We start from the raw sequence: 15,216 nt of genomic DNA, 5'->3' as shown, positions 1-15,216 counted from the left end.
GGTCAGGCGACCCGGTCCAGATCGGACGCCACGATCGCGTGCGCGAACGGGCTGCCGTCGAGGATGCGTTCGAGCTCGTCGATGATGCAGTCGCCCATGCGGGCGAGTTCGTTGCCGTGTGACCCTGCGATGTGCGGTGTCAGGAAGGTGTTGGGCAGCTTCCAGAGTGCCGAGTCGGCGGGCAGCGGCTCGGGATCCGTCACATCGAGTACGGCGTACAGTCGCCCGGCCTGCAGATGTTCGACCAGCGCGTGGCTGTCGACGAGGCTGCCTCGTGCGGTGTTGATCAGGGTCGCTCCGTCGCGCATCAGCGCGAGTTGTTCCGCCCCGATGAGCCCATGGGTCTGCGGGGTCGCCGGGGCGTGCACGGTGATGATGTCGCAGGTGCGCAGCAGTGTGTCCAGATCGACCAGGCACGCGCCGAGATCGGCCGCGGTGGCGGCGTCGACGTACGGGTCGAAGAGGTACACCTCGATGTCGAAAGGGCGGAGCAGCTCGATGACACGACGGCCGATCCGCGAGGCGCCGATCACTCCGACTGTGCGACCGTAGTTTCCCACTCCTGTCTGTACTTCGGCCACGGTGAAATGCCTGGCGGCGTGGTATCGGTCGCGCAGTCCGAAGACGTCCTTGCCCGCGAAGAGGATCGCCGCGAGCGTGTACTCGGCGACAGGCACGGCGTTGGCCGAGGCGGCCGAGGTGACGGCCAGACCACGCTCCCAACATTCCGCCGGGAGGAGCGTCTTGACCGATCCCGCGGTGTGCAGGATCGCCCGCAGCCGGGGGGCCGCGTCGAGGACCGCGGTGGTGATCGTTGGGCATCCCCATCCGGTGATCAGGAACTCGGTCGACGCCAGGGCGACTCGGATGTCATCGGTGTCGAACCGCTCGGCGACGACGGTCGGGTCGATCCGGACGAGGCGCTGCAGCCGGTGCATCGACCGTGCCGGGTACAGGTCGGGCAGATGGTGCGCACCGAGGGCGAACAGTGCCGCGGGCCGGTCAGCCACGGGCTCCTCCGTTTCAGGGGATAGAAACCGCTAACTATCTTTGGTAGGTGATGAGGGCTATTTCAGGCTGCCCAGGGTGATACCGGAGCGCCAGTACCGCTGCATGGCCAGCATCAGGGCGACGATCGGGATGAGCGAGACGATCGCTCCGACGATGACGAGTCCGGTCAGGTCGACGGACTGGTCGACCTTGATGTTCAGCCAGGAGTACAGGCCGAGCATGACGGTCCATTTCTGTTCACCGCGCAGGAAGACCAGTGGGCCGAAGAACGAGTTCCAGGAGCCCACGAACCCGAGCAGAAAGATGGTCGCCGAGCCGGTGGTCATCAGCCGCGCTCCGATGGTGACGAAAGCGCGGTACTCGCCGGCGCCGTCCACGCGCGCCGCCTCGAGCAGTTCCGGCGGGATGGCGCCTTCGGCGTACACCTTGGCCAGGTAGACGGAGAACGCGCTGAAGAAGTGCGGCACGATGATCGCCCAGGGCGTGTCGACGATGTGCATCCGGGTGTAGAGCAGGAACGACGGGATGGTCAGCAGCGCTCCGGGGATGAGGAACGAGGCGATGATGCAGCCCATGAGGATGCCGCGGCCGCGGAACTGGTACATGGCCAGCGCGTATCCGCAGGCGACGCAGACGACGGTCATGCCGACCGTTCCGGCGACGCCGTACAGGAGGGTGTTCGCCATCCAGCGCAGGAAGATGCTGTCGTTGTAGGTGAAGAGGTCCCGGACGTTGTCGAAGAGGTGGAACTCCGCGAACCACAGGCCGTTGGTCGTGTAGAGGTCACGCTGGTTCTTGGTCGCGGAGACGACGAGGAACCACACCGGGGCGATGGAGTAGATCAGGAACAGGACGAGGCCGGTCCAGACCAGGGTCCTGGACAGCTTCGACGGATGATGTCCGGCCGGTAGGTCGTCGTCGTACCGACGGCTGGGGGCAGCAGTGGTGGTTGTCATGCGGGAGCCTTGTTGGTGAGTTTGTAGAAGATCGCCGAGATCAGGCCGACCACGAGCGCGAGGACGATGGACAGGGCCGCGGCGTAGTTGAAGTCGCCGACGGCGAAGGCCTGGTTGTAGATGGTCATGATCGGGGTGAAGTCCTTGTTCACGGTCTCCGGCGTCATCGAGCGGAACAGCAACGGCTCACTGAAGATCTGCAGGGTGCCGATGATGCCGAGGATGCTGACCAGTACCAGGGAACGCCGTACGTACGGCACTTTGATCGACCAGGCGATGCGCCACTCCGACGCGCCGTCGACCCGTGCGCTGTCGAAGATGTCGCGTGGCACCGCCTGCAGGGCGCCGTACACGATCAGCATGTTGAAGCCGATGCTGCCCCATGCCATCAGGTTGCCGACGGACACCCAGATCATCTGGCTGCTGTAGAAGTTGGCGTCGATCCCGAACAGCCTGAAGAACGGCGTGAGCGGACCGACGGCAGGGCTGTAGAGGTAGATCCAGATGAGCGTCGCGACGATCCCCGGGCTCATGTAGGGCACGAGCATCGCGATCCGCAGCTTTCCGGCCGCGCGTCTGCGGACCGAGTCGAGCAGCAGCGCCAAGGCCAGGCTGACGAACTGGATCAGCGGGATGACCACGATCGCGAACAGCGCGACCCGCCACAGGCTGCCCCAGAACTTGCTGTCGTGCAGGGCGCGACCGAAGTTCTCGAACCCGCTGAAGGTCACGGTCTTCTCGCCGAAACCGAGGCCGGAGCTCTTCGAGCTGTAGAGGCTCTTGCTCAGCGCCATGATCACCGGCACGACCGTGAAGACCACGAATCCGGCGAAGAACGGCGCGGTGAACGACGCGCCTTTGAGGGCTACGGTTCGGCGCCAGCGCCCTCCGGAGGCACGGACGTCCCCGGCCCGCTGGGCGGGCGGCTTGGTCAGCGGTTTCGGTTTCAGATCCAGGGACATCCGTTCTCCTCCTCTTCGCTCGTCGTTCTCAGTTCGTGACGCTGATGCCCTTGGCCTGCAGGTCGTCGACGGTGAACTTCTGCATGTTCTCGAGGAGCTGGCGGAAGGTGATCTTCTTGGTGACCGCCTGTGCCCACTGGTCCTGCAGTTCTTTGAAGACGCCGGTGTAGTTGGGGCCGACCAGCCAGTTGTCCACGCCGGACGCCGACGCCTTGTTGATGACGGCCTTGGCCTGCGGGCGATGGCTGCCGAACAGCTTCTGCGGAACGGCGGCGTCGATCCAGGGCGACGGATCGGGCATCGCGCCCGGCCAGGCGTAGGATCCGGTGGCCTTGTCGTAGGTGGCGTCGATACCGTCCTTGCTGGTGTTCATCCAGATGCCGACCTCGCTCGCTTCCTTCGGGTGCTGGCATCCCTTCGGGACGAGCAGCGCGTTGCCGTGCGCGGGGGTCGCGAACTTGGTGGCGCCGGCGAACTGCGGCAGGTCGATCGGCTCCCAGTGGCCGATTGTCTTCTTGAAGTGGAGCTCGTAGTTGGTCAGCTGCCACGTGGAGGTCGGAAGCGAGACCATCTTGCCTTCGTCGAAGTACGCGATCAGGGCGGGCCGGTCCTGGTAGGTCTGGTTGGCGACGAGGCCGTTGTCGGCCAGTTGCTGGAGAATGTTGGCGGCGGCAACGGACTCGGGCGAGAGGAAATCGACTTTCCAGGAGTCGTTCTGCACCGAGTACCAGGTGCCGCCGGCTTGGGTGATGAGGTTGACCAGTGTGCTCGGGTCCTCACCGGCCAGGTTCATCACCTGGACGCCGTGCGGCTTGAGCGCCTTGCCGGCGGCGATCACGTCGTCCCAGGTCTTCGGAACCGGTACGCCGTACTTGTCGTAGATCGCGCGGTTGATCATCATGAACGTCGGCCCGGTGCCGGTCGGGATACCGTAGTACTTGCCCTGGACCTGCGCCCCCACCAGTGACGCAGGCTTGAACTTGCTCTCCGCGGGCTTCATGTAGTCGGTCACGTCGGAGAGCAGGCCCTCTGACAGCAGCGCCGGTACGTCTCCGAAGTTCTGCATCAGGCACGGGATCTTGCTGCCGGCCGCGGCCGCGTTGCGCAGACCGGTCGCGGTGGTGGGAAGGTCCGCCTGCTTGACGAACTTGACCTTGATGTCGGTGTGGGTGGCGTTGAACTTGTCCACCACCGGCTGGGCCGGGGACCAGGCCCAGTACTCGATCTCGACCGGGCCGGAGGCGGAGTTCTTGTCGGTGTCGCTGCTGCAGGCGACCGTGGTGGCGGCCAGGCACAGGGCGAGGCCTGCCAGCACGGCGCGACGACGGGTTCTGGGCATGCGTGAATCTCCAGAGGGCTAGGGGTTCTGCAGGGGATGGCGGCGGTCGTCATAGTTAACGATTTCTATGGACCGTAGGAGCAGAATGCCCATAGCGTCAAGGCCTCACGGGGTTGCTGTCTGCGCGAATGATCCTTAGCGTAGAAATCGTTAACTACGAGCTGCGCCTGTTCGGAGCCTTCGGCTCGGCGTTGCTGCTCGTCACCGAATTCATCCCGTGAATCCTCCGCCTCAGGGAAGAAGGTGCTCTCTGTGAGTCCGACTCCACCTGCCGCGGGCAGCGTCCGACGACTCGGCGCGCTCGCCACAGCCCTCCTGCTCACTACCGGGTTCCTGGTCGCAGTGGCCAGGTCGGCTGCCGCCCAAGTTCTCGGCACCTGTGCCGTGACGTTCCAGTCCACCGTCAGCACGCAGGGGTTCGCGCATCCCGGCGTCGGTTTGACCCAGCCGCTCCTGGAGAACGCGCGCCGGCAGATCGCCGCCGGCGCCGAACCCTGGACCTCGTCGTTCCTTGCGATGCAGAAGTCGTCGGCGGCCGGGACCGGCGTGACGTCGTCCAACCGGAGCGGCGCCGATCCGACCAAGCCGGCCTCGGACGCGTTCGACAGCCAAGGTTTCAATGGCCGCTTCATCGCCGACGGCCTGAAGTCCTACACACAAGCCGTTCTGTACGTGCTCACCGGTGACGAGGTCTACCGCAAGAACGCACTCGACATCATCCGCATCTGGGAGCAGATGGATCCCGCGAAGTACAAGTACTTCACCGACTCGCACATCCACACCGGCGTCCCGCTCAACCGCATGGTGTCCGCGGCCGAGCTGCTGCGCTACACCTCTTGCGCCGACGAGGCGTACCCCTGGACGGACGCGGACACGCAGGCGTTTACGCACAACCTCGTCGTACCGGTCATCGAGACCTTCCAGAACGACAACAACCACTTCATGAACCAGCACAACTACCCGCTGATGGGCGCGATGGCCGGCGCGATCTTCATGGACGACACCGCCCTCTACCAGCGGTCGGTCGAATGGTTCACCGTCAACGCCACCGCCAAGGACCAGGGCTTCAACGGCTCGATCGCGCGGCTGTTCCGCTGGGTCGATCACAACGACAAGACCGGCAAGCCGATCAAGGACCCGCACGTCCAGCACACCGAGATGGGCCGCGACCAGGCCCACGGCGGCGGCGACCTCACGAACGCCGCGATCATCTCCCGCATGCTGCTGGCCCAGGGAACGAAGGTCGACCCCGTCGCCGGCACCGTCTCCCACGCCCCGAACGCCGTCGGCCCCTACGAGTTCCTCGGCAACCGGATCCTCGCCGCCGCCGACTACTTCTGGCGGTTCATGCTCGGCTACGAGACCCCGTGGACGCCGATGGCGTACGCGATCTCGCCGGACGGCACGATCCGCGACACCTACAACCACATCGCCGACGGCTACCGCGGCCGGTATGTCACGGCGAGCTTCTGGGAGATCTATTACTACTACGAGTTCACCCTCGGCAAGGATGTCGGGGCGATGGCTCCCTACTTCGCCGAGGCCTACGCCAAACGGCCCGGCCCGCGGTACTACCGAGGCGGTGCCATAGGCAACTATTGGGACGGCGTCGACGGCGGAGGTGACTCCTGGCTGTTCGCGCCCGCGGCGGCGGCCGGGGAGTCGACCCCGCCGCTGGGCGACAACCCCAACATCTATGAGGTCGAGGACCGCTACACGCACCTGGCCGGCGACGTCACGGCTGGCGACGGGTATGTGCGGATGGCTCCCGGTTCGAAGATCGCCTACCTCAACGGGGAGACCAACCGACCGAAGCTGGGCTTCCGTGTCCGCACCGACGGCGACGCAGTGCTTCACCTGCGCACCGGCCGAAACGGCCATACCATGAAGCGCGACTACCCGGTGATCGTGCCGGACACCGACGGGCAGTGGCACTATGTGACGACCGATGGACCCATGGGCGACATCCTGTTCATCGAGACCGAAGGCACGACCGTCGACCTCGACCACATCAACATCAACCCCGCGGCGGGGCCCGTCTTCGCCGATCAGGCTGCCGATCGGTTCGTCGGCTGGCTCGGTGCGAACATCAGCGTCAACCTCGCCGCGACCACCGCCCAGGGGACGACCTACACCGCGACCGGGCTCCCCAAGGGCGCCGCACTCGACTCCGCAACCGGCACCTTGACCTGGCAGCCGGCCGAGGCCGGCTCGTGGACGGTAACCGTCGCTGCCGACGACGGCACAAACCTGGCAGCGCGCCGCATCACCCTGGCCGCAGCCGACGACCGCACGAGTGCAATGGTGCTCGCCAAACGCGGCTACCACAACAACACCGCGTACGAGTCCGCGACCGAGGCCGCCTATGGGAACGCCGAGGACGCCGCCGACGCCTTGCGCAAGCAAGGCTCCGACGCCGAGTACCTGGCCGCGCTGGCCGATCTCGTCACGGCCGTCGACGGGCTCCGACCGCTCTCGCCGAAGACCGCTCTGGACGGCAGCCTCGACTACCCAGGGCTCGTCGCTTCCTCCACCACCGGGGACCGCATCGTCAACATGGTCGACGGCGACGAACAGACCGGCACCACCTACCCGCAGGCCGTCAACATGTCGCACACCTTCGACTTCGGCCCCGACTTCCGAGTCTCCGCCACCAAGTTCGGGTTCCAGAGCAACATCTTCGCCGACCGGCTCGCCAACTCGGCCGTGTTCGGTTCCAACGACGGCGTCAACTGGACCCGCCTCACCCCGGGCGTCACGGCGTACACCCAGGATTTCAACACCCTTGACGTCGCCAAGGACCTCCAGGATGACCAGTTCCGGTACCTGAAGGTCCAGATGATCAAGCAGTTGCCGGACGTCCTCTACGGGATCGTGCGGGGCGTGTTCGAGCTGACCGAGTTCCACATCTACGGCGAACGGCACGAGATCGGCAACCTGGTGAAGTCGGCCTCGATCGCCTCCGCTCAGGCCATCGCGGGAAAGATCATGACGGGCGACACCGTCGACGTCTCGGTCACCGCGAGGAAGCCGCTCCACCAGGTCACCGTCACCGTCCAAGGTCTGTCGGCGAAGGCGAACTCGGCGGACGGCGTCAACTGGACCGCCGCGGTCAAACTCGACAACGTGCCACCCGGCAACATCCAGGTCGCGGTCGACTACCTCGACGCCGCGGGTAAGGCCGGACCAACCCTGTACGGAACCACCGACGGATCGAAGCTCTACATCGCGGGCGACCCCGCACATTTCATCGACGTGGCCAAGGTGGCCAACGTCATCGCGTCCGACAAACAATGGCCGGGTACCGGACTGGGGGCCGAGCAGGTCGGCTACCTGCTCTTCGACCGCAACCCCGACACCTACAGCGATCTGAACAGTGGGACTGGCGCCTACTACGTCCTCGACTTCGGCGCGCACACAACCGTGCAACCCGAGGAAGTGCTGTTCCTTCCGCGGGCCAGCCACCCACAGCGGGCCAACGGGACCGTCGTGCAAGGATCGAACGACGGCCAGACCTGGACCGACCTCACCAAGCCGCTCACCGGAGCGGTAGCGAACACCTGGAGCGATCAGCAGGCATCAGGCAACAGTCACTACCGGTACCTGCGCATCTACAACGCGACGAACTGGTTCGGGAATCTGTCCGAGGTCGAGCTCTACGGAGAGATCAAGCCCGCTGGGTAGGTCGACCTTCGAGACGACCATCAGGGCGAGCGCCCACCGGGCCACGGTGGGCGCTCGCCCAGGCTCCCGCCTGCTTGCCCGGTATGCCGGAGCCTGCGGAGCGCGCGGAGCTCACGCGCCGGTTCCGTGTCCTCGCCGACGTCCTCCGGGACGCGGGCGTGCATCACCGGATTGTCCTTGCGAGGTGCGACGTCGGAGGCGGACGACGATCACGATGAAGGCGAGGAGCGCGACGGCTGCGGCCGCGAGGGTGGCCGGGAGGCTGAGGGAGAAGCCGTCGGCCGCAGTCGTGGTGGTTGCCGGGGGCGTGGTGTGCGCGGTGGGCTGGTCGAGGGCTGTCTTCGCCTTGACGGGTTTCAGCGTGACGTCGTTGCCGTCGCCGCCCTTGTAGGTGATCTGGTAGCTCGCGACCCGGGTGCCTTCGGGGAGGTTGGTGAACGCGCCGGCGATCGGGTCGGTGCCGTCATTGGCGATCAGCAGGGTTTCCTTGGTGAGCTTGGCCGGCGGGGTGAGGGCGAGCTTTCCGGCCAGCGATACCCTGCCGAACACGCGGACCGGCGTACCGGTCGCTCGGGTGGACAGTCGACCGTCGGGAGTCTGCTCGAAATCGCCCTTGACGCTGAACGTCCCGCCGGTGGTGCCGACGTTGACGAGCCGTCCGCCCTGGAGGGTGCCTGAGAGCTTGGACTGACGGCTCAAGGTGAGCGTGGCGCGATCGCCGTACAGGACTGTGGTGCCGGAGGCCTGGCTGAGGTTTCGGAGTGTCTGGTTGCCGACCTTGGTCAGATCCAGCTTGGCGCCGGACTTGGTGAGCGTCACGGCGCTGCTGGACGTCAGGCTGCCGCCGGTGAGCGCCAGGACACCGCGCGAGATCGTGGTGGTGCCGGTATAGGTCAGCGCTCCGGCGAGGCGAGTCGTCGCTGCGCCGGCCTGGGTCAGTGAACCGGTGCCGCTGATCTTCGACAGCGTGATCGCCTTGTCGGCGTTGCGAACCACCAGCGAACCCTCGTTGAGGACGCGGAACAACGCGGCCTTCGTCAACAGGCTGCCGTCACCTCCGGGCCGTCCACTTCCGAGGCGAAGGGTCGCACCCTTCTCGATCGTCGTCGAGCCGTCGTAGTACTGGTCGGCGGCGAATGTCACGTCGTTGCCACGGACCGCCTTGATCACGACGTCACCGGCGCCAGGCGACTTCAGGGTGTCGTGAAACACACCGCCACCGATCGGGGCGCCGAGCGTGACCGGGCCGTTGTAGGCGTAGGTGAGTTTGGAGCGGAACCGCGCGGCGAGCAGGTTGATATAGACGGTGTCCGCGGTGCCCGGCATGAAGATCTTGCTCGTGCTGCCGTCACCCCACTGGACGTCGGCGCCCTTGATGTTGGTGCCGCGCTTGTTCAAGTCGTGCGGGATCTTCCGCCAGTTGATCGCCGGGTTGCTCAGTGACGGGTTGGTGTCGCCACCACGGTCCGAGTAGCTGTACTGGCCGGTCAGGATCACTTTGCTGCCGGGGCGGGACTGGACGTTGATGTCGCTGCCGTACTCGCGTTGGTAGAAGTTCTGCCGGATGGTGACGGTCTGGTGAAGCGGGGTGTCGATTGTTCAGGTGCCTTGGTTGAGGATGGCCCGGGCGTTCGGCAGCGCGACGTGCCGTACGGGAATCTGCCGATCAGCCCGGTGCCGCCGCCGTTGCCGTACTGCAGAGTCGCGCCCTTGTCGACGACGACCGCCGGCGGATCGGGGCGCGTGACCACGACGTACGGGTGGTTACCGCCGAGGATCCGGACCGTCTGTCGTTGACTTGCCTTGGGCAACGAGAAGTCGCTGTCCTTGGTGAGGATCAACGTGCCGCTGCCCGCGATCCGCAGCGATCCTTCGCCGCGGATCGCCCCGTCGTACGTCGTGGTTCCATCGGGCACGTTCACCACCGCGTCACCGGTCAGGGTGACGTTACGGTTCGCCAGGATGTCGAGCGTGATGTCGCCGCTCCCAGCCGCGACCGCCGGCACGGGCTGTAGCCCCAGAGCGGCGAGCACAACCACAGCCCCGATCAGGCTTCTCAAGTCTGTTGTCCTCCTCGAATCCGGCGCCCACCCTAACCAGCAGTGCGACGTGGCATCGATGGATTCGGCAATGCCTTTGGACAGGCTTGATGTCCGGCCCATTGTTCAGCTCCGGGTCAGCCTGCTGGCAGGCTGACCCGGAGCTCAATGGGTTGTGGGGTCAGGACGGGTCGCCGTACTGCAGACCGCGTCCGTTGGTGCCGATGTAGACGCGGCCGTAGGTGTCGGGGTCACCGGTGATGACGCCGACTCCGCCGATGCTGCCCCACTGGTGGGCGTCGTCGTTGATGCGGACCCAGGTGGCGCCCTTGTCGGTGGAGCGGAAGACTCCGGTCACGTTCTTGACGGTGCCGATCAGGTACAGGGCCTGGTAGTTGGCGCGCGGCGCGGCCTTGCCGAAGCCGAGGGCGGAGGCGGACTGCACCGAGGTGAGCGCGGCGAAGCTGCGGCCCCCGTCGGTGGAGTGCAGCAGCCCGTTGCCACCGCCGGCGATCCACAGGTCCCCGGCGATGCCGGGGACGGCCGCGAGCCGGCCGGCGGGCAGGCTGGTGGCGCGGGCGGTGAAAGTCGCGCCGCCGTCGGTGCTGGCGTAGAGCGTGCCGCCCGTGAGTGAGTAGAAGGTATTGGCCGAGGAGCGGTCGGCGACGACCACGGCGTCGGTGCCCAGGCCGCTGACCTTCGACCAGCTCGCTCCCTTGTCGGTCGAGCGGTACGGGGCCTGGCCGGCCTCAGTCCACACGATGGTGGAGCCGTCCGCCGCGAGCGCGACATGGCCGCTGCTCGCGCTGCCCACCGGCTCTGCCGTGAATCCGTTCCAGCTGCTGCCGCCGTCGGTGGAGTAGGCGCCGTCCTGCGCGCCGCCAGTGCCGACGCGGACTATGACTGCAGGGGCCGTCTGGGCGAAGTCGATGTCGGTGCTGCTGCTCATCAGCGGGTTCTTCAGCCGTCCGGCGGGCACCTCGGTCAGGGAGTCGTGGCGGAAGCCGCCTTGGTCGCCCATGGAGGTGATGACGGTGGCGCCGCCGGGAGGGGCAATCGCGTCCGCCAGCGAGGTCTCCTCCAGCCCGCGGGCCCCAGAGGCCCAGTGGCTGGTGCCTCCGCTGTCGGAGGCGTTGGCGTCCTTGCTGCGCCAGATGCCGTTGCCGGTGCCGTACAGCACGTGCCCGGAGTCGAAGGGATCGATGGCCAGCGCGGTCATCCAATGCCCGGTGCCGCTGCCGACGTACGGGGCGCCGGAGGCATCGCGCTGCGACTTGTCCGCCAGCGCCTTCCAGCTCGTGCCGCCGTCAGTGGTCCGGTAGACCTCGTCCTCGGGCCACCACCGGTCCAGGGTGGTGACCATCACCGTGGACGGCTTCTGCGCGTCGACGGCCAGACCGGAGAACCCGTAACCACCCTGCGACGGCGAGATGTTCTTCCACACCCCGCCCGACGGGGTGTACTTCCACACCGAGCCCGCCGTGGCGTCCATGGGGCCGATGCTGTTGCTGTACGTCAGGTACAGCGACCCGTCACCGGAGACCACACCATGCTGCGGCATCTGGCCGGTGGGCTGCCCGGGAACGGCCTGCCAGCTGCTGCCACCATCGGTCGAACGGTACAAAGGCGTGGACTTGTCGTTGACGCCGACGTAGACCGTCTTGCTGCCGGCCGGGCCGTACGTCACGAAGGAGATGCCCGCGCCGCTGCCCGCCCCGTCCTTGACGGGGAACGAGGAGACCTGACTCCATGTCACGCCGTAGTCGGTGCTGCGCCACAGGCCGTTCTTGCGGGTGCCCAGCAGTAGGGTGCCGTTGTCCGCGGGGTTGATCACGAGCCGTTCGCCCGCACCGCGGCCGGGCTCGTTGGAACCCAGCTTGAAGGGCAGATTGGTGCGCTGGAAGGTGTGGCCCCGGTCGGTGGAGCGCAGGATCGCGCCGTTGCCGGCCCACTCGTTGGTGTAGGTGCCCGCCGCGAGGTAGAGCCGGGCGGGGTCGACGGGGTCGGTGGCCACCGCATCGATGCCCAGCAGGTTCCAGTCCTGCTCGCCGGCCCAGTCGGTCAGCGGGATCCACTGCTCGGCCGCGGTGTCCCAGCGGTAGGCGCCGCCCATGTCTGTGCGCGCGTACAGTAGGCCCTTCTCGCGCGGGTTGAACACCAGACCGGTGACGTATCCGCCGCCCACCACCTGGGCGTTCTTCCACGCGTACGGGCCGGACCCGGCCGTCTGGGGCTCGGCCAACTTCACCAGCTTCCACTGCTGGTTGGTGCTGCCTCTGCTGGGATACTGGATGATCGGCGCGCCGTCGGCCGTGGAGCCTCCGGAGACGTCCAGGACCTGGCCGCTCCTGCGGGAGGTGAAAGTGACGGCGTCGGAACCGCTCACATCGTCGATCCGCCACTCCTGGGAGGTGGAGGAGCTGTCGGTCTGCTGCTCGGCGGCGGCCGCCTGGGTGGTCGAATCGCCCGCTATGCCGAGCACTTTGCCGCTGTTGCGGTTCACCAGTTCGTAGTAGCCGTCCCCGGTGGGTCTCAGCTTCCACTGCTGGTTGGCGGTGTTCTGGTCGGTCCACTGCTGGATGCGGGTGCCGTCGGCGGTGGAGAAGGCGTTGACGTCCATCGCCTTGCCGCTGCGTACGGAAACCAGCCGGTAGTAGGCATTGCCGTCGATCGTCGCGGCCTGCGAGTCCTGCCGCGCGAACAGGAGGCACGGCACGACGATGGCGGGCACGCCGACCAGCAGACCGGCGGCGGTCCAGCGGCCGCGGTAACGCCCGCGGCGCGTGGGGTTGTCCATGGGGGATGTACTCCTTGCCTGTCATTCACCGGAGGAAGGCGGATCCAGGCAACGGAGCGGCCTGATCCGCCCCCTAGTGGTCACAGGCACAGCAAAGGTTGCCGCGGGCCGGGATCTTTTCGCTGCCGGCGATGAACGTGCGGGACCGTCCTCACCGGGGCGGGGCGAATCCTCCCCAGACTGCGACGGAACGGCCTGAGCTCTCGGCGTGGACGTGGTAGCTGTCGCGCTTGACCTTGCGGACGCCGGTGGCATGGTTGTACTGGCCGGCGAACTGGTGCTGTCCGGCCGGCACCGTGCGGCCCGGCTTGAGGGCCCAGCGGTAGAGCAGCGCACCGCCGGACTCCTGAACGGTGACGGTGAAGTCGTCGCTCGGCAGGGTCTGCCAGTTGCCGGTGCTCCGCACGTCGCCGGTCTGGGCAATGCGCAGTTCCACGGTGAGCGAGGTGAGCGGCTTGGTGGTCTTGAGGATCAGGTTGTTCTGGGCCCAGTAGATGGTGCTGTGCGCGTCCAGCGAACCTTCGGACCACAACGGCCCGTCATTGACCCGGCTGCCGGCGGGCGGAGTCGGGCGCGCGCTGCCCGAGGTGGTGGCCGGGGCCGGACCGGTAGAGGTCGTGCGGGCTGATGGCGTCGGAGCGGACGTGACGGTCGGGGACGGGACTGTGTGAGTGGGTGCGGTGGCCGGCGGCGTCGGAGCTCCGCCGATGGCGGCGACAGCGGCGGCGAGACCACCGGTCGCCAGGGTGGCGGCGGCGATGAGACCGACGATTGCCGCCCGGGGCCACGATCTCGCGATCGAAGGTGTGCGGTGCCGTACGTTGGGGTCGGCCGCGCCGCGCTCCACGCGCGCCAGGATCCTTGCGCGGTTGGGCTCGTGAGCCTCGGCGGCCTCTCGCAGTCGTCGCCTGATCTCCTCGTTCACCGGTTCCTCCTTCCTGCCGCCAGTTCGCCTACCGCTTCCGCGCCGAGCACCGATTCCAGCTCGGCCATCCCCTTCGAGGTCTGGCTTTTCACCGTACCGACCGAGATGCCGAGCGCAGCGGCGGTGTCCTTCTCCGACAGGTCGAAGGCGTGGCGCAGGACCACGCACGCCCGCTTGCGGAACGGCAGCCGGGTGAGCGCGGACCGGACGTCGAGCACGCCCGCAACGTCCGGCCCGTCCACCACGTCCGTACTGCGGGACCAGAACAGCGCTACTCGCCGTCGCTCGCGGACCCTGCTCCGGATCCATTCCCGTGCCAGGTTGGCCACCACGCCGCGGGCGTAAGCGACCGGGTGTTGCGCTGCCCGCAGCCGGTCCCAGCGATGCCACAGAGCGACCAGCGCATCGGCGGCGAGGTCGTCGGCCACGTCCTTCTCGCCGGTCAGGAGGTGGGCGAGACGGGCCAGTTCGGCGTAGTGGCGTTCGAAGAAGTCGTGGAACTCCGCGGCCGCGTCGTCGACCAGCATCTCCCGCGGTTGCCCTCTCCTTGCGATGTGCGCGTTAACAATCGGGCCGAGCGTAACAGTGCTCCTCCCTGCCTGCTGGACGGCGATCGCCCGTGAAGGAGGCAGTCCTGACGATGGACAGGGAGCACGGTCAATGCCGGGCGAACTGGACCCGGGTCGGCTGCGCGACGTCCGGTTTGAGGGCGATCCCGTCGATGGTCAGCCGCTCACCGTAGATGTCGGTGACCCTGATCGCTCTGCCGCATCCGTCGCCGTCGGTGGCCAGAAAGTAGTTGTAGTCGGTGCGGTGCAGCTTTCGCCAGCCTTTGGCGGTCCGGACCTCGAGCACGGCCACCGGGTTGCGGTGGCCGATCACCTGGATGCCGCACCAGTACTGACTGGACCCGGTCTTGTACCGGATCGAGAGAGTGCCGGACGCGGCGGGGCTCACCAGCGTCCAGGTGATCGGGATCCGGCCGACGGAGAGGTTGGCGAGTCTGGAGAACGCCTGTTGGCTGAGGTCGAGTTGCCCGGGTGCACAGGGCAACGGGCACTCGTTGACTATCCGTACCGTGATGGAGGCCCCGTTGGCGGCACGGACCAGCACGTACGCTCCGCATGCCTTGGCCGACTCGTAGTCGGTATGGTTCATCGCCGCGATCATGAGGTCGCCGGACGGGCCGTAGAGGCAGGCACCATTCCCGTCACCCGCCTCATAGGCGGTCGCGACGCCCCGGTAACGGATCGCGGGCTTGATCCGTCCGGCCAGAGACCCCGTCGACACCGCGGATTCCGGACGCGGGGTGCTGGAAGGCGTGCGCGGGCTGTTGGCAGACGTGCGCGGGCTGCGAGAAGCGGTTGGCGGCCTGCTGGCGGTCGACGGCGTTGGGGTACCGCGGGGCGATGGCGGCGGGCTCGTGACCGGCGCCTGCGTCGGTGCCATCGTGGCGTCGGCCGCCGCGGTCGGTGAGCCGGAATCGGCCGGGACGCTCGCCGG

At 67.2% G+C, this 15,216-nt stretch carries 11 protein-coding genes; 1 reads left to right on the top strand and 10 read right to left on the bottom strand.

Going from position 1 to position 15,216, the window contains the following annotated elements:
• Positions 1-2 precede the first annotated feature (2 nt).
• Genes EV646_RS29540 through EV646_RS29525 form a run of 4 tightly spaced genes read right to left on the bottom strand, consistent with a single transcriptional unit; the run spans position 3 to position 4,268 of the window.
• Positions 3-1,010, bottom strand: coding sequence for a hydroxyacid dehydrogenase (locus tag EV646_RS29540; RefSeq protein ID WP_132154338.1), 1,008 nt, complete (start codon positions 1,008-1,010; stop codon positions 3-5).
• Between the two features lie 57 nt (positions 1,011-1,067).
• Complete coding sequence (locus tag EV646_RS29535) at positions 1,068-1,967, bottom strand: carbohydrate ABC transporter permease (protein ID WP_132154336.1); 900 nt, start codon at positions 1,965-1,967, stop codon at positions 1,068-1,070.
• Positions 1,964-2,929, bottom strand: coding sequence for a carbohydrate ABC transporter permease (locus tag EV646_RS29530; protein WP_132154334.1), 966 nt, complete (start codon positions 2,927-2,929; stop codon positions 1,964-1,966). The genes EV646_RS29535 and EV646_RS29530 overlap by 4 nt, the downstream gene beginning before the upstream one ends.
• 28 nt (positions 2,930-2,957) lie before the next feature.
• A complete protein-coding gene (locus tag EV646_RS29525) occupies positions 2,958-4,268 on the bottom strand; it encodes an ABC transporter substrate-binding protein (protein WP_132154332.1) in 1,311 nt (436 codons plus the stop codon).
• A 252-nt stretch (positions 4,269-4,520) separates the two neighbouring features.
• On the opposite strand from EV646_RS29525, the gene EV646_RS29520 reads away from it, so the two are divergent.
• Positions 4,521-7,952, top strand: coding sequence for a putative Ig domain-containing protein (locus tag EV646_RS29520; RefSeq protein WP_132154330.1), 3,432 nt, complete (start codon positions 4,521-4,523; stop codon positions 7,950-7,952).
• A 111-nt stretch (positions 7,953-8,063) separates the two neighbouring features.
• Here the strand turns inward: EV646_RS29520 and EV646_RS29515 are convergent, their stop codons facing one another.
• The 6 genes from EV646_RS29515 to EV646_RS40320 all read right to left on the bottom strand — a co-directional run bounded on the left by EV646_RS29515 (position 8,064) and on the right by EV646_RS40320 (position 15,003).
• Entirely contained in the window at positions 8,064-9,449 is a 1,386-nt protein-coding gene (locus tag EV646_RS29515) for a hypothetical protein (RefSeq protein ID WP_199237264.1), read from the bottom strand.
• The gene (locus tag EV646_RS39555; protein ID WP_199237263.1) at positions 9,446-10,012 is read right to left on the bottom strand and encodes a hypothetical protein; all 567 of its coding nucleotides are present in this window, start codon (positions 10,010-10,012) and stop codon (positions 9,446-9,448) included. The genes EV646_RS29515 and EV646_RS39555 overlap by 4 nt, the downstream gene beginning before the upstream one ends.
• Positions 10,013-10,172: 160 nt before the next feature.
• On the bottom strand, positions 10,173-12,788 hold the full coding sequence (locus tag EV646_RS29510) for an RICIN domain-containing protein (RefSeq protein ID WP_132154328.1): 2,616 nt from the start codon (positions 12,786-12,788) through the stop codon (positions 10,173-10,175).
• Positions 12,789-12,939: 151 nt separating this feature from the next.
• Positions 12,940-13,713 carry a hypothetical protein gene (locus EV646_RS29505; protein WP_132154326.1) on the bottom strand — a complete coding sequence of 258 codons (774 nt, stop codon included), beginning with the start codon at positions 13,711-13,713 and terminating at the stop codon, positions 12,940-12,942.
• Entirely contained in the window at positions 13,710-14,240 is a 531-nt protein-coding gene (locus EV646_RS29500) for a SigE family RNA polymerase sigma factor (protein WP_132154324.1), read from the bottom strand. The genes EV646_RS29505 and EV646_RS29500 overlap by 4 nt, the downstream gene beginning before the upstream one ends.
• 130 nt (positions 14,241-14,370) lie before the next feature.
• Positions 14,371-15,003, bottom strand: a complete 633-nt coding sequence (locus EV646_RS40320) for an expansin EXLX1 family cellulose-binding protein (RefSeq protein ID WP_241996404.1) — start codon at positions 15,001-15,003, stop codon at positions 14,371-14,373.
• Positions 15,004-15,216: the final 213 nt, after the last annotated feature.

Source organism: Kribbella antiqua (assembly GCF_004345665.1).
In the GTDB taxonomy this organism is placed as follows: domain Bacteria; phylum Actinomycetota; class Actinomycetes; order Propionibacteriales; family Kribbellaceae; genus Kribbella; species Kribbella antiqua.
This window is presented reverse-complemented; position numbering and strand designations above follow the sequence as displayed.